General features: G+C 51.1%; 19 protein-coding genes. 13 read left to right on the plus strand and 6 right to left on the minus strand.

Annotated elements, in window-relative coordinates; all coding sequences use genetic code 11:
* Positions 1 to 136: 136 nt before the first annotated feature.
* The 9 genes from zigA (at position 137) to AC0KH7_RS11290 (ending at position 8,278) form a co-directional block, all read left to right on the plus strand.
* Positions 137 to 1,339: a zinc metallochaperone GTPase ZigA gene (gene zigA, locus AC0KH7_RS11250; RefSeq protein ID WP_472373461.1), complete on the plus strand. Its 1,203-nt coding sequence runs from the start codon at positions 137 to 139 to the stop codon at positions 1,337 to 1,339.
* Positions 1,340 to 1,351: 12 nt separating this feature from the next.
* The gene (locus AC0KH7_RS11255; protein ID WP_472373463.1) at positions 1,352 to 1,816 is read left to right on the plus strand and encodes a Fur family transcriptional regulator; all 465 of its coding nucleotides are present in this window, start codon (positions 1,352 to 1,354) and stop codon (positions 1,814 to 1,816) included.
* 3 nt (positions 1,817 to 1,819) lie between these two features.
* Positions 1,820 to 2,380 (plus strand): LbetaH domain-containing protein, encoded by a 561-nt coding sequence (locus AC0KH7_RS11260; protein WP_472373465.1) that lies wholly within the window; start codon positions 1,820 to 1,822, stop codon positions 2,378 to 2,380.
* Positions 2,381 to 2,436: 56 nt separating this feature from the next.
* Entirely contained in the window at positions 2,437 to 2,994 is a 558-nt protein-coding gene (locus AC0KH7_RS11265; protein ID WP_472373467.1) for a ZrgA family zinc uptake protein, read from the plus strand.
* A gap of 17 nt (positions 2,995 to 3,011) precedes the next feature.
* Positions 3,012 to 3,713, plus strand: a complete 702-nt coding sequence (locus tag AC0KH7_RS11270; protein ID WP_472373469.1) for an ABC transporter ATP-binding protein — start codon at positions 3,012 to 3,014, stop codon at positions 3,711 to 3,713.
* On the plus strand, positions 3,710 to 4,963 hold the full coding sequence (locus AC0KH7_RS11275; protein ID WP_472373471.1) for an ABC transporter permease: 1,254 nt from the start codon (positions 3,710 to 3,712) through the stop codon (positions 4,961 to 4,963). The genes AC0KH7_RS11270 and AC0KH7_RS11275 overlap by 4 nt, the downstream gene beginning before the upstream one ends.
* Positions 4,960 to 5,541 carry a DUF3299 domain-containing protein gene (locus AC0KH7_RS11280; protein WP_472373472.1) on the plus strand — a complete coding sequence of 194 codons (582 nt, stop codon included), beginning with the start codon at positions 4,960 to 4,962 and terminating at the stop codon, positions 5,539 to 5,541. The genes AC0KH7_RS11275 and AC0KH7_RS11280 overlap by 4 nt, the downstream gene beginning before the upstream one ends.
* Before the next feature lie 96 nt (positions 5,542 to 5,637).
* A complete protein-coding gene (gene recG, locus AC0KH7_RS11285; RefSeq protein WP_472373474.1) occupies positions 5,638 to 7,734 on the plus strand; it encodes an ATP-dependent DNA helicase RecG in 2,097 nt (698 codons plus the stop codon).
* Entirely contained in the window at positions 7,727 to 8,278 is a 552-nt protein-coding gene (locus AC0KH7_RS11290; RefSeq protein ID WP_472373476.1) for a chorismate--pyruvate lyase family protein, read from the plus strand. The genes recG and AC0KH7_RS11290 overlap by 8 nt, the downstream gene beginning before the upstream one ends.
* A gap of 12 nt (positions 8,279 to 8,290) precedes the next feature.
* Here the strand turns inward: AC0KH7_RS11290 and AC0KH7_RS11295 are convergent, their stop codons facing one another.
* The gene (locus tag AC0KH7_RS11295; RefSeq protein ID WP_472373478.1) at positions 8,291 to 8,998 is read right to left on the minus strand and encodes a zf-HC2 domain-containing protein; all 708 of its coding nucleotides are present in this window, start codon (positions 8,996 to 8,998) and stop codon (positions 8,291 to 8,293) included.
* Positions 8,995 to 9,573, minus strand: coding sequence for an RNA polymerase sigma factor (locus AC0KH7_RS11300; RefSeq protein WP_472373480.1), 579 nt, complete (start codon positions 9,571 to 9,573; stop codon positions 8,995 to 8,997). The genes AC0KH7_RS11295 and AC0KH7_RS11300 overlap by 4 nt, the downstream gene beginning before the upstream one ends.
* A 208-nt stretch (positions 9,574 to 9,781) precedes the next feature.
* Here AC0KH7_RS11300 and AC0KH7_RS11305 point away from each other — a divergent pair, with 208 nt between their 5' ends.
* Genes AC0KH7_RS11305 through AC0KH7_RS11315 form a run of 3 tightly spaced genes read left to right on the plus strand, consistent with a single transcriptional unit; the run spans position 9,782 to position 12,126 of the window.
* Positions 9,782 to 10,240, plus strand: a complete 459-nt coding sequence (locus tag AC0KH7_RS11305; protein ID WP_472373482.1) for a DsrE family protein — start codon at positions 9,782 to 9,784, stop codon at positions 10,238 to 10,240.
* 32 nt (positions 10,241 to 10,272) lie between these two features.
* Positions 10,273 to 10,755, plus strand: a complete 483-nt coding sequence (locus AC0KH7_RS11310) for a DsrE family protein (protein ID WP_472373484.1) — start codon at positions 10,273 to 10,275, stop codon at positions 10,753 to 10,755.
* Between the two features lie 57 nt (positions 10,756 to 10,812).
* Entirely contained in the window at positions 10,813 to 12,126 is a 1,314-nt protein-coding gene (locus AC0KH7_RS11315; RefSeq protein ID WP_472373486.1) for a porin, read from the plus strand.
* A 67-nt stretch (positions 12,127 to 12,193) separates the two neighbouring features.
* On the opposite strand, the gene AC0KH7_RS11320 is transcribed toward AC0KH7_RS11315, so the two are convergent.
* Entirely contained in the window at positions 12,194 to 13,348 is a 1,155-nt protein-coding gene (locus tag AC0KH7_RS11320; RefSeq protein ID WP_472373488.1) for a hypothetical protein, read from the minus strand.
* 43 nt (positions 13,349 to 13,391) lie between these two features.
* Between AC0KH7_RS11320 and AC0KH7_RS11325 the strand changes: the two genes are divergently transcribed.
* A complete protein-coding gene (locus tag AC0KH7_RS11325; RefSeq protein WP_472373490.1) occupies positions 13,392 to 13,898 on the plus strand; it encodes a hypothetical protein in 507 nt (168 codons plus the stop codon).
* Between the two features lie 3 nt (positions 13,899 to 13,901).
* Here the strand turns inward: AC0KH7_RS11325 and ubiA are convergent, their stop codons facing one another.
* Genes ubiA through glmU form a run of 3 tightly spaced genes read right to left on the minus strand, consistent with a single transcriptional unit; the run spans position 13,902 to position 16,479 of the window.
* Positions 13,902 to 14,795: a 4-hydroxybenzoate octaprenyltransferase gene (ubiA, locus tag AC0KH7_RS11330; protein ID WP_472373492.1), complete on the minus strand. Its 894-nt coding sequence runs from the start codon at positions 14,793 to 14,795 to the stop codon at positions 13,902 to 13,904.
* Positions 14,796 to 15,062 carry a hypothetical protein gene (locus AC0KH7_RS11335; RefSeq protein ID WP_068646539.1) on the minus strand — a complete coding sequence of 89 codons (267 nt, stop codon included), beginning with the start codon at positions 15,060 to 15,062 and terminating at the stop codon, positions 14,796 to 14,798.
* A 52-nt stretch (positions 15,063 to 15,114) separates the two neighbouring features.
* The gene (gene glmU, locus AC0KH7_RS11340) at positions 15,115 to 16,479 is read right to left on the minus strand and encodes a bifunctional UDP-N-acetylglucosamine diphosphorylase/glucosamine-1-phosphate N-acetyltransferase GlmU (protein ID WP_472373494.1); all 1,365 of its coding nucleotides are present in this window, start codon (positions 16,477 to 16,479) and stop codon (positions 15,115 to 15,117) included.
* Positions 16,480 to 16,572: the final 93 nt, after the last annotated feature.

Here is a 16,572-nt window from a genome sequence, read left to right on the forward strand (position 1 = left end):
CAGGCCTGGTGGTTTTTCATTTTCCCATCCCAATCGGGATTACCGAACATAACGCCCAAACAAGGCTTGAAATTTATTTGTTATGTTATAACATATCAATATCAAATATCATTCCCTTCCTTCCGAGGTTAACGTCATGAAACAACTCCCCGTCACCGTTCTGTCCGGCTTTCTGGGTGCCGGCAAAACCACCCTACTCAACCATATTTTGAATAACCGCCAAAATTTACGCGTCGCCGTCATCGTCAACGACATGAGCGAAATCAATATCGACGCCAGTCTGGTGGAAGGTGAAGTCAGCCTGAACCGCTCCGAAGAAAAGATGGTGGAAATGTCCAACGGCTGCATTTGCTGCACCTTGCGCGAAGATTTGCTATTGGAGGTGTCCGCTCTGGCGAAGGCCGGAAAATTCGATTATCTGGTCATCGAATCCACCGGTATTTCCGAACCCTTGCCGGTCGCCGAAACCTTCACCTTCGAAGACGAAAACGGCCTCTCCCTGTCGGACGTCGCCCGGCTCGACACCATGGTCACCGTGGTGGATGGTGGTAACTTCCTCACCGATTTTCGCCAGGCCAAATCGTTACAGGAAGCCGGGGAAAGTCTTGGGGACGAAGATGAACGCAGCGTCGCCGACCTCCTCATCGACCAAGTGGAATTCGCGGACGTACTGCTCATCAGCAAGACCGATTTGATGACAAGCGACCAAATCGAAGAACTGCGCGCTATTCTGCATTCCTTAAACCCGCAGGCCGACATCCACACCTTACAACACGGAAATATTCCACTCGAAACGGTACTCAACACCCAAAAATTCGATTTTGAAAAGGCCCAACAGGCCCCCGGCTGGTTGCAGGAAATGCGCGGCGAACATGTACCGGAAACCGAAGAATATGGCATCGGCAGTTTCACTTTCACCGCCCGAAAACCGTTTCACCCGGTCAAGTTCCACCGTTTTCTGACCCAGCCTTGGCCAACGGGCAAACTCATCCGCTCCAAAGGGTATTTCTGGCTCGCCAGTCAACCGCAAATGGCGGGCATTTGGAGCCAAGCCGGCGGTATCGCCCACCATCACTGGGCCGGGATGTTCTGGAAAGCCGTGCCGGAAGACCGCTGGCCGGACGATCAGGAATCCCGCGACTTCATTCGCTCCAAATGGGTGGAACCTTTCGGCGACATGCGCCAGGAATTGGTATTCATCGGACAAGGTTTGGATGAACACGCCACTCGAAAACAGTTAGAATCCTGTTTATTGACCGATGAAGAACTTTACGCCGGCGTGACTTATTGGACGCAAATGGACGACCCTTTTGCCGAATCCGCCGCGCCGAATGCTTGATAGGAGATGGCCATGACCGATATCGACGCACGCTTGAAACTCGCCCACGAAACCTGCCGAACCAACGGCCAGCGCTTGACGGCGATTCGTGAAAAGGTGTTGCGCTTACTGCTGGAAGCCGACAAACCCATGAGCGCTTACGAACTGCTGGAGCAATACAAAATTAACGAACAAAGCGGCACTCAACCGATGACCATCTACCGTGCGCTCAGCTTTCTGGAAGCGCAATCGCTGATTCACCGCTTAGCCTCGACGCGTCAATACGTGGCCTGCCACCACGCGCACGAAAAAGCGCCCCACAGCGACCTCACCCAGTTTTTGATGTGTGACCACTGCGGCGGCATCGAAGAAACCCCGTTATCCGATGCGCTTTGGCAGGCGATTCAAGCCAATGCCGAACTCACCCACTTTCACATTGACCAACCCAGCCTGGAAATTCACGGCACCTGCCGCACCTGCCAACAACACGGAGCCTGATTCATGATTCGACACAACCCCAGCGGCGATTTGCCGCAGATTCACCCCTCCGCCTTTGTGGACCCGACCGCGATCCTGTGCGGTAAAATTGTCGTGGGCGAAAACGTCTTCATCGGCCCTTACGCCGTCATTCGCGCCGACGAAGTCAATGAACAAGGCCAGATGGACCCCATCGTCATCGGGGCCCATTCCAACATCCAGGACGGCGTGGTCATTCACTCCAAAGCGGGGGCCGCCGTCACCATCGGTGAACGCACTTCCATCGCCCACCGTTCGATTATTCACGGCCCTTGCCAAATCGGCTGCGGCGTTTTCATCGGTTTCAACAGCGTATTATTCAACTGCGTCGTGGCCGACGAAGTGGTGGTGCGCCATAATTCGGTGGTCGATGGCTGCGACTTGCCGCACGGCTTCTATGTGCCATCCACCGCCCATATCGATTGTCACACTGATTTAAGCCTTTTTCCGGCCAAAACCGCTAAACTGTCAGAGTTTTCCGAATCGGTCGTTCAGGCCAACAATCAATTGGTCAGCGGCTACAAAGCCATTCAAAACGAGTTTTAAACCCGAATCTTAAACCCTATGAATTCAAACCCTTTTAATTTACCAAAGGAAATGACATGACGCTTCGCCCGCTTACGCTTTTGGTCTGTGCCGCCACCGGTCTGCTGTCCGCCAATATTCAAGCCGAAACCCATGCCGCCCATGAACACGGCGTGGCCGAGCTCAATCTCGCCCAGGTGGAATCGGACATTCTCCTAGAAATCAATAGCCCGGCACATAATGTGTTCGGCTTTGAACATGCCCCACATTCCGAAAGCGAAAAAACCAAAGTGAAACAGCGCATCCAGCAAATTAAAACCGAACCGCTTGTGACCTTTAACCCGGAAGCCAAATGTCAGCAGGAATCGGCGCTCATTGACAATCCATTCCACACCCAGCATGAGCATGAGCATGAGCATGAGCATGAGCATGAAAAGTCTGGCCACACCCACAAAGATGTCCACATCGAATATACCTACCGTTGCCAAAATCCGCAGGCGTTATCGACACTAAAACTGAACGGCCTTTTCAAACGCTGGCCGCAATTGGAAACCGTACGTGCGCAATGGTTGCTCAGCGACCAACAATCCGGCGGCACTTTATCGCGCCAGCAACCCAATATTTCACTCAAATAACTCCAGACCGTTCTGCCATGCATGCATCCGCCGTGATTGAAATCGAGCAGCTTCGTTACCGCTGGCCCGGCCATACGCAAGACACCTTGAATCTGCCCGAATTGCAGGTTCAACGTGGCGAACATCTGTTTATCAAAGGCCCCAGCGGCAGCGGCAAAACCACATTACTGAATTTGCTGGCCGGGGTCTTCACCGCCCAAAGCGGGCACTTGAAAGTGCTGGATACCGAACTGGCCAGCTTGTCGGCCTTGCAACGCGACCGCTTTCGGGGCGACCATCTCGGCGTCATTTTTCAACAGTTCAATCTGCTGCCTTACCTGACCACGCTGGACAATATTCTGCTACCGCTGAGTTTTTCCAAACACCGCCGCCAACAGGAATCCGACCCACAACACCAGGCCCAGGCCTGGTTGAAATTGTTGCAACTGCCGGACAACATTCTCACCCAACCGGTCAATCGTCTCAGCATCGGCCAGCAACAACGAGTCGCCATTGCCCGCGCACTGATGGGACGGCCGGAACTGATTATTGCCGACGAACCCACCTCGGCGCTGGATGCCGACAATCGCGACCGTTTCATTGACTGGCTGTTCGCGGCGGCGGAGCAATCCAATGCCACCTTAGTGTTCGTCAGCCACGATGCCCATTTAGCGCAGCACTTCCAGCAAGAAATCGACTTGGCTCAACTCAATCAGGCTACGGTAAAGGAGACGACATGAATCTGTTTTCTCTCGCTCTTAAAAGCGCTTGGAGCCGAAAAGGCAGCTTATTGCTGGCGATGTTTTCCATCACCATCAGCGTGGTACTGCTGCTCGGCGTGGACACCTTGCGCAAAGAAACCAAAAACAGTTTTCTCAACACCCTATCGCAAACCGACCTGATTGTCGGGGCCCGCAGTGGGCCGGTAAACCTGCTGCTTTACAGCGTATTCCACATTGGCAATGCCACTAACAACATCGATTACCAAACCTATTTAAAACTGCAAAAGATGCCGGAAGTCGACTGGGCCGTGCCGCTGTCGTTGGGCGATTCGCATCGCGGTTTTCGTGTCATCGGCACCTTGCCCAGCTTTTACCAGCATTATCGTTACGGTGACGAACAGCCACTCGTTTTCCAGAAAGGCCAAGCTTTCTCAGACTTATACGACGTGGTGCTTGGCGCGAAAGTCGCCCAAAAATACGGTTACCGACTCGGCGACCAAATCGTGCTATCGCACGGTTTGTCCTCCGGTCGATTGGCTCCGAAACATAATGACAAACCTTTTACCGTCAGCGGCATTCTCGCGCCGACCGGCACGCCGGTAGACAACAGCTTACAAGTCTCGCTCGACGCCATCGAAGCCATCCATATCGATTGGCGCGGCGGCATGCAATCCCCTTTAAAAATTTCCGCCGACCAAGCTCGAAGACTCATCGTGGAACCGGAAACCATCACCGCTATTTTAGTCGGTTTGAAAAACAAACTCACCACCTTCAAAATGCAACGTCGTCTCAATGAATTTGAGGACGAACCGTTGCTGGCCATTCTGCCGGGCAGCACGCTGGCCAGTCTCTGGCAGATCATGGCACCGTTCGAGCGTGGATTGCTGGCGATTGCCAGTATGGTGTTGCTGGCAGGCCTGGTCGGAATGCTGATTACCTTGCTCAGCACGCTCAAGGAACGCCAACATGAAATCGCCGTACTCCGCGCCATCGGTATTCACGGTTACGACGTCTTACTGCTGTTCGCTTTCGAAGCGCTGTTTATCCTACTTCTGGGCACCTTGTTCGGCATTGTGTTGCTGTACGGTGGCTTAGCCTGGCTGGCACCTTATCTGGCCGAACATTACGGCCTCTTTATTCAATTACCCTGGCCGGATGCCCAACAATGGTTGTTTATCGGTCTGGCCTGGTTACTGGGGGTGCTCATCAGCTTAATTCCGGGTATCATGGCCTATCGAACCAGTTTAACCAAAGGACTCAGCCGTTGACGACCCAATCTACTTGGCTCAAAACCGTTGCAACAATCGTTTTTCCCGTTTTTTTATGGGCGCTGTTCACCTCGGTGGCCGTGGCCGAAGAACCCCGCAAAATCAAGTGGAGTGACTTGATTCCGGAGGGTTACGAACCGGAAAAATTACTGCAGGCTTATGAAGAAGACATTAACCGCCTGAATGAATTGCCGGACAACAGTCCGGAAGGCTTGGCGATTCTAGAAAAACTGCAGGACATCATTGCCAACTCCCCGGTGAATGAAAAGCTCGATGGTGAAACCATTGCGCTGGCCGGCTTCATTGCACCACTGGCCATCAAAAACGCCACCATCACCCGCTTCCTGTTCGTGCCCTATTTCGGCGCTTGCATCCACGTTCCCGCGCCGCCGGTCAACCAGACCATTCTGGTCGACACCGCACCGGGGCAAGGCATTAAATTACATATGGTCGATTTTCCATTTCTGGTCACCGGCAAACTGACCTTGCAACATACCCAAACCGACATAGGTTCGGCCGGCTATCACCTGATTAATGCCCACACCGAACAATACAAGGACGAAGTCTGGTTGGAATAAATCGCAACTCCAATCATTAAAAACGCCCAGGCCTGGGTGTTTTTGCGGAATTTTTGCTAGAATTGAGTTTATTTCACACGCTTCGAATCCGCCTCTATGCCCGCAACCGACAACCAGCCTTTGGCACAACAAAAACTGACCTCCCTAAAAGGCGTCGGCGATAAATTGGCGGAAAAGCTCAATCGCCTGGGGCTGATCGTGGTGCAGGACTTGTTATTCCACCTGCCGTTGCGTTATCAGGACAAAACCAAACTCACCCCCATTGCGAATCTGTTCATTGGTCAGGAAGCCTTGATTGAAGGCGAAGTCATCAGCCATCACATGACGCAGAGCCGCAACAGCAGCCTGATTGTCAAGCTCATAGACGCAAGCGGCCAAACCCTAAGTTGCCGCTTCTTCCACTTCCATTATCGGCAAGCCCAGCAATTCAAACGCGGCCAAATACTGCGTGGCTATGGCGAAGTGCGCTCCGGCCACAATGGATTGGAAATGGTCCACCCAGCGTATCAACTGTTCGCCCGCGATAACACACCGCCGTTGGAACAAACCCTGACACCGGTTTATCCGGTCACCGAAGGACTGGGGCAACCAACCCTGTTGAAACTGATTCAGCAGGCACTGACGCTGTTGAAACAATATCCGTTGGCGGAAGCCTTGCCAACACACTTATTGAACGAACTGCAACTGCCGCCGATCAATGAATCCCTGCTGCGATTGCACCAGCCGCAACCGGAAGACGACCTGTTTCTCATCAAGCAGTTTCAACACCCGGCGCAAAAACGCCTGATTCTGGAAGAATTGCTCACCAGCCAACTGAGCTTGCAACTGTTGCGGCAATCCGAAAAACAACGCTTGGCACCGGTATTTCCACCCAGCCAAACCGCCAACCAACTGCTGGCCTCTTTGCCTTTTGAACTCACGGGTGCCCAACAACGGGTGCTGGATGAAATCCGTCAGGACGTCAATCAACCCCATCCCATGCAACGCCTGGTTCAAGGGGACGTCGGCTCCGGTAAAACCATCATTGCCGCGCTCGCCGCGATTCAAGCCGCTGACGCCGGTTATCAAGTTGCGATTATGGCCCCCACGGAAATTCTGGCGGAACAGCACCGTAACCATTTTCAAGAATGGTTGGAGCCGCTCGGCATTGCGGTGGCCTGGCTCAACGGCCGGATGAAAGCCGCCGAAAAACGCTTTAGGCTGGCGCAAATCGAATCCAATGAGGCCAAGGTCGTCATCGGCACTCACGCCTTGTTTCAGGAAAGCGTCACCTTCAGCCGACTCGGCCTGGTCATTATCGACGAACAACACCGTTTCGGCGTGCACCAGCGTTTAGCGCTGCACGACAAAAGCCAACTTGACGACGACACCCACCCGCACCAACTCATTATGACCGCCACACCGATTCCCCGCACCTTGGCCATGACCGCTTACGGCGACCTGGATTTATCCATCATCGATGAATTGCCGCCCGGCCGCCAACCCATCGACACAGCGGTATTGAACAATCAAAAACGTTTTGAAGTGATGGAGCATCTTTATGCGCAGTGCAAAGCCGGAGTTCAAGCCTATTGGGTCTGTCCACTGATTGAAGAATCGGAGCTGTTGCATGCCCAGGCCGCAGAAGTCACCGCCCAACAATTCAAAGACCACTGGCCGGATTTACGGGTCGGCTTGATTCACGGTCGCCTGAAAGGAGATGAAAAAGCCGAGATGATGGCGGCTTTCCAAAACCATGAGCTGGATTTGCTTGTCGCCACCACGGTGATTGAAGTGGGGGTTAATGTCCCGAATGCCAGTTTGATGATTATCGAAAACGCCGAGCGACTTGGTCTGGCACAATTGCACCAATTGCGCGGTCGCGTGGGCCGGGGCCACAAAAAAAGCCACTGTGTATTACTGTATCAGGCTCCATTGGGCGAAACCGGCAAAGCCCGCCTGAACATCATGCGTGACACCAACGACGGTTTCCGTATTGCAGAAGAAGACTTGAAATTACGTGGCCCGGGTGAAATTCTCGGCACTCGACAAACCGGCGGCCTGCAATTTAGAATAGCCGACTTGAAGCGGGATCAGGAATGGATTCCGGTCGCCAAACACTGGGCCGAAACCCTCGCCATCAGCGACCCGGATATTGTCGATGCCCTGCATACCCGCTGGATAGGAGAACGAATGGATTACAAACATGCCTGACCGTATGCATTGGTACCCGGCCGCGCTGTTCGGACGTCTTGGCATCGAACCCGCTTACCGGGAATGGTTGCTGGAAACCGGTTCCTTGACCGCCAAAATCCGCCATGCCTGCCCGGAAATGCACGTGACGGTTTTATCGGAAAAATGGGAAGTGCCCTTGCGCTTTGAAGCGGAGCGCCTGAAACTGGCCGCCGACCGTAAAGCCTGGGTTCGATGTGTGTTATTGCAGTGCGGGGATGAACCGTTAGTGTACGGCCGTACCGTGATTCCCGACTGCGTGCCGGGCAACGCTTGGTACCGTCTGCGTCAACTAGGGAGCCGACCTTTGGGCGAAATTTTATTTCAGCTTCCCAAGGTGCAACGGACACCGTTTGAAATAGCCCATACCCAGACAACCGATTGGCCATACCTGGCCGAGACCGAACAGCCCAGGCCGGTTTATGCCCGACATTCTACCTTCACACAAAACGGCGACACCTTGTTGCTGTCGGAAGGCTTTCGTGTCCGCCCAGCCGGTTCACCGCCGTCTCAAGTACTGCCTTAGACAAGGCCGGCTCTAGAACTTGTAGTACTTCCAACCCTTTTGCATACGGTTGACGATTTCATCAATCGCCGTTTTATCAGACTCGACACCGTCAATCAGCTTGGCCGGTTCACCTTTGGCCTTACGACGTTCCAAAGCGCGCTGGCAGGCAAGCAATTTAAGATTATCGTATTGCGCCAACAAACCGATAATGGCTTCCCGGCTTTGATTATCCTGCTCAAACAACTCGATACCATGGTCATTGGCAACGATTTCAATTTGCATCGGCGGCACACCGTCCTGCGCTTTGTTTTCCGCTAACAAGGTGCTGGCTTTTCGCAAAAGCGCCTGCGTTTTTTCCGGCTGGTTGGAATCAATGTGCAACAGAATCTTACTGTCCGTCGATTCATTTTGCACCACCGACAAGCCATTCATTGCGGGCACATCCGACGAATACGGCAGGGCAAAAACGCCCAATGCCACCACCAAAACGACCGATGCGGCTGCGGCCCAATAAGCCCGTTTGGAACCTTGGCTTTGAAAGGTTGGACGTGGCGGCACCGACACTTTTTGATAATGCTCCAGCATCTGTTGTTTGATTTTACGCAACTCACAGACTTCATGACGCAAGGCCGGATCCAGTTTCAGTGCTTCTTCAAAACGCTGACGTTCCTGCAACGACAACTCACCGTCAAGGTAGGCATGTATGTCTTGCGGTGTGGTTTTCAATTTTTCCGTCATTTTGCACTACTCTTTTTTAAAGCGACCACATTGTTCTGATAATTGGGCACCCACTTTTCGCTGGACACCAGCTTTTTCAATTTTTCCCGGGCACGGGAAAGTCGGCTCATCACCGTGCCAACCGGTACTTCGGTGATCTCAGCCACTTCTTGGTAGGAATAGCCTTGCAAGTCCACCAGAACGATAACTTCACGCTGATCGATCGGCAGGTTACCAATGGCGTCGTGGATGTTCTGAATCGTTTGTTTACGAATATACAAAGATTCGATCGATTCCGTTTTCAACTGTTCGCCCACTTCGGCGACATCCACCTGGTGCCAACGGGCATTTTGCCGACAATTATCATAAAACAGGTTATGCATGATCTTACACAACCATCGGTCAACATTATCAAAACACGCTAGCTGATCGGCTTTTTGCAACGATTTCAGCATGGTGTCCTGAACCAAATCTTGCGCCAAAGACTCGTCCTGACTCCAGGCGTAAGCAATCCGGTAAAGGTTGGCATAGTGCGATTCGAGCACCGCATTCAACTTCACCTGATTGGTTTTTAATGTAATCCAATTGCTAATCATTCAAACTCCCTTTTTTTCATCATAGGCAAAATTTTCAGCCATCACAAGCCTTTGTTTTACCCATAAGAATATAACTGTTTTATGAAATAAGAAGCCGTTATCCCACCATAGAAATAACCATCTCAGAAAGTTGGAATAAAGCCGGACGATTTTCCGTTATTGGGGAGAGCGCTCTTGAAGACGCATGACACTTTGGAGGAAATAAAACGTGAATCAAAAAATAAAACTGTTCATCTTCAGCTGGCTCGCCACTTTGTTGTTTTCAACCAACATTATGGCGGCGGCGCAAGAACCCCCGCTTCCGGATACTTTTGCCACCCATAAGGTTGTGTTGCAAATCAGTGACCCGAACCCGTTCAAACAAACCCTGGTTTTGAATGTGGCGAATAATTTGATGAAGCACTATGACGCCGGTGATCTGGACTTGGAAATCGTTGCTTTCGGGCCTGGCTTACGATTAATGCTGGAAGGCAACGTCAATACCCCGCGTATTAAATCGCTAATGAACGCCGGTGTACGTTTCAGTGGCTGTGCGAATACGTTGAAACATTTCACCAAAATCTTGGGAAGCAAACCGGCACTGACCGAAGGTGTAACCGTCGTACCGGCCGGTGCGGCTCGAATCCTGCAATTGAATGCCGCCGGCTACCAAATACTGAAGCCTTAATTAAACGACTCTAAGAGTCAGAGGAGACCATGATGCTTAACGTTACTAAACTGATTGTCTTGACCTTACTTTCCGGTTGGATGCTGCTGTCTTCCGCGCAAGCGTCCGAAGGGTACGGTCACCAAAAAGTGGTTTACCACATCAACTATGACAACGCCAAAAAGCAGTCCAGCACTTTACGTAACATCCAGAACCACATCAACGCGGTCGGTGCGGATAACCTGGAAATCAAAGTGGTCCTGCATGGCAATGGCTTATCTTTATTGCTGAAGCCAGAAGAATTGAAAAACGTGCCGAAGTTTCATACCGCCAATGCCACTACGCAAATGCAGCAAAAAATCGATAGCCTACGTATGCAAGGCGTGGTATTTGATGTCTGTAACAACACGCTAAAAGGGCGAAACGTCGATTACAAACGTGACCTTTATGACGTTGACCAAAAAGACATCGTTCCCAGCGGCGTCGCCGAATTGGCGCACTTGCAAGAGGAAGGGTTTGTCTACTTGAGACCCTAACCTGACTATTGATCTCACGGACTTTCGTTAAAACGACAAAAATCAGAGAAGAAGCTTATGAAAAAACAATTTTTGACCAAACTGTTACCGGCCGCCATCATCGCGGCTTGCACCACCACTCCGGCTCACGCCACCAACTGGCTAATGCTGCAAGGCACGGAACCGGCCGATCAAGCGCCAAGAGCTAAGCTTTGGGGCTTTGTGCAACTGGACTATCAGCACACCGACGACACCAAACTAAAAGCCGGCCCTGGTAAAGGCAAACCGGCGGCCTTTAACCAAATGGCCCCTCAACTGGACAGCGCCAGCGGGTTCAATGTCAAACGTGCCCGTATCGGGGTGCGCGGCAACAACCTGCCATTGGATAAAAAAGTGAACTATTTCCTGCTGGCGGAATTCGGGAACAACGGTATCACCACAGGCAAAGGCGCCTCGCAAGGTCAGCTGACCGACGCCAGTGTGACCCTGAACTACATTCCCGGCGCACGCGTACGTGCCGGTTTATTTAAAACACCGGGTTCGGAAGAAGCCTTGCAAGCCGCTTTCGTCGCCAATTACATTAATTTCACCAATGCCACCAATCGCTTGCTATTGGAAAGAGATTTTGAGTACCAAAGTGGAAATACCGAGCGGGATGGCCCGGTCGGCGCTTTCCGCGATACCGGGGTGCAGGTATTCGACACCTTTAACCTCGGCGGCTGGGACACCAGTTATGCCGTTATGATCGGCAACGGCAGCGGTTTAGCGGTCACCAACAACAATGGGGATATGGATACCTACCTGTATGCCTCCACAGAAAAGGTTTTCGGTGATTCCAAAGGGCCACGCCGTCATGGATTTAAGCTTTATGCCTGGACCCAAAACGGGAAGCGAGATTACAATGACGGTACCCCGACGACACCGGGCACAGAACAGAGTCAAGACCGTACTCGTAGCGGTTTGGGGACCACTTTCTATAATGGGAAATACCGCATGGCAGCCGAATACATCATGGCCGACGGGATGATTTACGGCGGCACGTCTGGTGCAAGAACGCCAGACGACGGCGGTACCTTCAGTGTCTTACCGGATCAGAAAGCCGACGGTTATTACGTCAGCTTAGGGTATCGCCCCATTTCCAGCGTGGAACTGGATGTGCGTTATGACAAGCTGAACAGTGCCACCGATAAAAACGGTACCGGCGGGGCTAACGCAGAACGCGTATTCGAAACCACCACTTTAGGCGCACAGTATTTCTTCAATAAGAAGACCTCGCTGAAAGCCAACTACGAAATCCGAAGCATTGACGCGCCGAACTCCAACGATACCGTCAATGACATTCTGGATTCCATTGATAACCGCATTTCCGTACAGCTCACGGCTGTTTTCTAAGTTTCGTTGCTTGTCTAAAGTACTTGGCCTGCTTTGCAGGCCTTTTTTATGTCCGTTATTCCGCCAACTACTTATGGTCATAAAATTGTGCTTCCAGCATAAAACGAATGCTGGCGTCGGCTTTATTGAAATTGGTATCATCGTAAAAACTGATTTCCGGATCGATTTCAAAAAACATCCAGTCCTTATAAATTCGCTCCCGCCAATTCACCCCAACCGAATAGGAACTTAAATTGAACCCTGGCGCATCCGGTGTCCAGTTCCAGTTCCATCCGAGGTAATAAGCCAAGCCGCGATGCACATTGACTTGATCGACAAAAATAAAATTCTGCGACAACGAATAGTTTTGATCTTTATCTTTCCAGTCCGCTTCAGTCTGCGAACGGAATAAAAACTGATTATTAATTTGCCGGTCAAAGACCTGACGGGAATCCAGCCCCACACCTTTATAACTTTGCCAATACAAATCCTGATACATCCGGCTATACCATTTAGGGCTGAGCTTCCATTTATAATGCAATTTAATCCGCGCGTAAGGATCCGGTTCAATAATATTACGAAAATTTAAGCCGACATCGACAAAGGTAGCGGTAAAGCCGGCCAAGTCCAATGCATAACGCAAACCGACATTGGTTCCGTCATCCTGTTGCGGCGAGGTGGCACTGGAAGCATTATTCAATGGGGAGTTATTACCCGTTCCGGCGGTACCCGCCCCGCCTGAAGAAAGTTCTTTGATATTGTCTTCTGCCGAACTGACAATCACATGCCAGCGCCGTTGGGTTTTCGGTAAGGCAATTTTGGCCCGAAACTTAACTTGCGTATCAATACTGCCGTCCGAATGAAAACGGACCGGTGTCATAATATCCAAGCGACTGCCCTTGGTTCGGTCAAAAGAGTCATCGGTTCCGAAGAAGTCGTCGGCTTGTTCACCGAAATCATCCACGGTATGACTGAGCCAATCATGCATCGTATCCAAGTATTTAAAGGTGAAGTTCAATAACGGACTTTCTGTGCCTTCGAAAAAATAGGTTTTTTCCGGTGGCGGGCCGGGGTTGGCTGTATCGGAAGCCGTTTCCGGCCCCGTTTTGGCGGGTGTTTTTGAAGATTCGGATGCGGAGTGATCCTTCTTATCAGACGCTTCGTCTTCAGTTGTAGAGTCCACCTGTTCGATAAAGTCACTGGAAAGCACACTTTGCGGTATGCTCCACGCAATCCAGCTCAAAAACAGTATAATGATTCTATTATTATGCAATCAAAAAAGCCTCATGTCGGACCAAATCAAACAAATCCAAGCGACCTACCAACCCATTGAAGATCGAATTCTGTTTCAACTGCACACTCAACAGCAACAGTGTTTGCAGGCCTGGATTACCCGACGTTATCTGAAATTACTGATTCCCGCCTTGCAAGGTCAACACCCGCAAACCGGTGAAGCCATCGTTCAAAACGAACACCCTGCCGAGCGGCAGCTTCGTCAGGAAAAAGCGCAACTGGAAGGCGACTTCGATAAGCCTTACGAGGAACCGGAAAACCTTGAACACCCGTTAGGCAATAGCCCTATTCTATTAGCGAAAATGACCTTTCGCAATCTGGATAGCCCAACGCCGCAATTGATTCTGGAACCGGAAGAAGGCGCCGGCATCCAACTGGGCTATAATCCGGAGCTAATGGGGGTTCTGCTAACGGTTTTCGGCAAGGCCTTAAACAAATCCGATTGGTCGCTGGACTTGGAACCCCTGCTCGACATGCCCGATAACATCACCTTGCAATAACGCTCAAACGGGCGCGGTTACAGTCGTTATAGCCGGGAAAATGCTCTTGTCCAGTATAATACCCAGTAAAATCACCAGACCGACCCAATGATTGTTTAAAAACATCCGAAAAGCCAGTTCCGGTTGATGAAAATGCAGTAACCATTGATGATAAACAAAGAACCCGGCAACGACTAAAACGGACAAATCATACGCCAATCCCAAGTCGAACAGCTGCCCCAGCCAGATAAAACCGGCCAGCATCAATAATTGGAAAAAGCCCAGTATCCATTGCACTTTCTCACCAAACAAGATGGCGGTGGATTTAATACCCAACTTCAGGTCATCCTCCAAATCGGCAATGGCGTAAGCGGTGTCATAAATCAGCGCCCAGATCAACGTTAACGTGAAAATCACCCAGGCCTGCCAAGGCACCGTCTCCTGTACCGCCGCAAACGCCATCGGGATGGCCCAGGCAAACGCCGCGCCCAAAAAAGCCTGTGGCCAATAAGTATGCCGCTTCATAAAAGGGTACAAAACCGACAAAAACAGTGCGCCGAAAGATAAGTAAATCGTCAAGGGATTCAGCAACAGCACCAAACCGAACCCCAACAGCGCCAATACCACGAAAAAGCCGAGTGCCTGCTTTTCAGTCAAAACACCCGTCGCTAAGGGACGGCAGCATGTTCTCGACACACCGCCATCAAAATGACGGTCGGCATAATCATTAATCACACAACCAGCCGAACGCATAATCACCGCGCCCAAAATAAAGATTCCTAAAATCGACAGGGGCGGAGTACCATCGGCCGCCAACCAAAGAGCCCACAGCGCCGGCCAAAGCACCAAATAAATGCCGATCGGCCGGTTCAGACGGGTCAAATCTAAATAAGCTTGTATGGTTTCGCGATTCATCATTTACAATTCCGCGACTAAGGCATCCATATGAGGTTTTGCGGGGGGATTCATTTCCAGATAGGCTTCCAGTTCACCGTGATTGTCGGAATAATGCAGGGTTACTTCTCCCTGGCGGCCATCCTCAAGCGGTTTTTCCCACTTCATCATATAGGCCCAGCCGATGAACTGGCTTTGACCTCCGTCTTGGAAGACCAGCGACCAATCTTGATCATTCATGCGTTTTTGAAAAGCTTCCGCTTGTTGCGGTTCGATCATTAAATACACCATATCGACACCCGACGGTTTGAATTGTGAACAGGAAAGAATCGGCCAGGCCTGGTTATTTTTTAACCGGACGCTGCCAGTCCTTGAAACTGATTTGCTTGGAACGAGAAAGTGACAAAGTGTCTGCCGGCGCATCTTTGGTAATGGTGGAACCCGCACCAATGGTCGCCCCATCATGCACCGTTACCGGCGCCACCAACTGAGTATCGGACCCGACAAAAACATGGTCACCAATAATGGTTTGGTGTTTATTGACCCCATCGTAGTTACAGGTAATCGTACCGGCACCGATATTTACCTCCTGCCCCATGACGGTATCCCCGACATAGGATAAATGATTCACTTTCGAACCACGACCGATTTGCGCTTTTTTCGTTTCGACGAAATTACCGACTTTGACGTTCTCAGCCAACTCGGAACCCGGACGCAGGCGAGCATAAGGTCCGATTTGGCAGGCTGGACCAATCGTGGCCGATTCGATGTGACTGAAAGCATGAATCACCGTATTGTCGGCAATCACCGCGTCTTTAATCACACAGTTCGCTTCAATCACCACATTATTCCCCAAGGTGACTTGGCCTTCGAACACCACATTCACATCGATTTGCACATCCTGCCCCACATCCAACCGACCCCGAATGTCTAAACGGCTGGCATCGATGAGCGTCACGCCTTGCACCATTAACTCCTCGGCCAAGGCTTGCTGGTAACGTCTTTCCAAAGCTTGCAGCTGCATTTTGTTATTCACGCCCAGTACCTCAATTTCCGACTCCGGCTGTGTGGTGTGAACCTCAAAGCCATCGGCCACGCACATCGCAATGATGTCCGTCAAATAGTATTCGCCTTGCGCATTGTCACTCGACAAGCATCCCAGCCATTGACGCAAATAACGCCCGGAGGCCGCTAAAATGCCGGTATTAACTTCCTGAATGCTTTTTTCAGCCGGACTGGCATCTTTCTCTTCAACAATCGCCTGAACCGCATGATGGACATCACGCACAATTCGACCATAACCTGTCGCATCCTCCAGGTTGATCGTCAATAGAGCCAAAGGATGCTGTTCATCCACCAGGCTCAACAAGTCTTGAAGCGTTTCCCTGCGGGTTAGCGGTACGTCCCCGTACAACACCAGAACGATATCATCGTCAGAAAAATATGGAACCGCTTGCTGCACAGCATGGCCGGTGCCCAACTGCTCTTCCTGCATCGCAAACGTAATATTCGGGTGTGCCATACGTTCGGCCACTTGCTCGGCGCCGTGACCGATGACCGTCACAATATTTTCGCAATCAAGTGAATCCGCGGTTTCGACAACATGCCCTAATAGTGGTTTTTGGGCCAAAGGCTGTAATACTTTGGGTAGACTCGAACGCATACGAGTGCCTTTTCCAGCCGCCAAAATAATCACTTTTAAAGACATGCAAACTCCTGAATGTAAAATAAAACAGCCATCAAACCCATCCAATTAGGTTTTTTATTAATCTATTTTATCGAATTTGTTTGATGGCGATTC

It is taken from the genome of Hydrogenovibrio sp., from assembly GCF_965140365.1.
Taxonomy (GTDB): domain Bacteria; phylum Pseudomonadota; class Gammaproteobacteria; order Thiomicrospirales; family Thiomicrospiraceae; genus Hydrogenovibrio.

Excerpts from the sequence above, each read along its gene's own strand:
- zigA (WP_472373461.1), top strand. The coding sequence starts at position 137 with ATGAAACAACTCCCCGTCACCGTTCTGTCCGGCTTTCTGGGTGCCGGC.
- AC0KH7_RS11255 (WP_472373463.1), top strand. The coding sequence starts at position 1,352 with ATGACCGATATCGACGCACGCTTGAAACTCGCCCACGAAACCTGCCGA.
- AC0KH7_RS11260 (WP_472373465.1), top strand. The coding sequence starts at position 1,820 with ATGATTCGACACAACCCCAGCGGCGATTTGCCGCAGATTCACCCCTCC.
- AC0KH7_RS11265 (WP_472373467.1), top strand. The coding sequence starts at position 2,437 with ATGACGCTTCGCCCGCTTACGCTTTTGGTCTGTGCCGCCACCGGTCTG.
- AC0KH7_RS11270 (WP_472373469.1), top strand. The coding sequence starts at position 3,012 with ATGCATGCATCCGCCGTGATTGAAATCGAGCAGCTTCGTTACCGCTGG.
- AC0KH7_RS11275 (WP_472373471.1), top strand. The coding sequence starts at position 3,710 with ATGAATCTGTTTTCTCTCGCTCTTAAAAGCGCTTGGAGCCGAAAAGGC.
- recG (WP_472373474.1), top strand. The coding sequence starts at position 5,638 with ATGCCCGCAACCGACAACCAGCCTTTGGCACAACAAAAACTGACCTCC.
- AC0KH7_RS11290 (WP_472373476.1), top strand. The coding sequence starts at position 7,727 with ATGCCTGACCGTATGCATTGGTACCCGGCCGCGCTGTTCGGACGTCTT.
- AC0KH7_RS11295 (WP_472373478.1), bottom strand. The coding sequence starts at position 8,998 with ATGACGGAAAAATTGAAAACCACACCGCAAGACATACATGCCTACCTT.
- AC0KH7_RS11300 (WP_472373480.1), bottom strand. The coding sequence starts at position 9,573 with ATGATTAGCAATTGGATTACATTAAAAACCAATCAGGTGAAGTTGAAT.
- AC0KH7_RS11310 (WP_472373484.1), top strand. The coding sequence starts at position 10,273 with ATGCTTAACGTTACTAAACTGATTGTCTTGACCTTACTTTCCGGTTGG.
- AC0KH7_RS11315 (WP_472373486.1), top strand. The coding sequence starts at position 10,813 with ATGAAAAAACAATTTTTGACCAAACTGTTACCGGCCGCCATCATCGCG.
- AC0KH7_RS11325 (WP_472373490.1), top strand. The coding sequence starts at position 13,392 with ATGTCGGACCAAATCAAACAAATCCAAGCGACCTACCAACCCATTGAA.
- ubiA (WP_472373492.1), bottom strand. The coding sequence starts at position 14,795 with ATGATGAATCGCGAAACCATACAAGCTTATTTAGATTTGACCCGTCTG.
- AC0KH7_RS11335 (WP_068646539.1), bottom strand. The coding sequence starts at position 15,062 with ATGGTGTATTTAATGATCGAACCGCAACAAGCGGAAGCTTTTCAAAAA.
- glmU (WP_472373494.1), bottom strand. The coding sequence starts at position 16,479 with ATGTCTTTAAAAGTGATTATTTTGGCGGCTGGAAAAGGCACTCGTATG.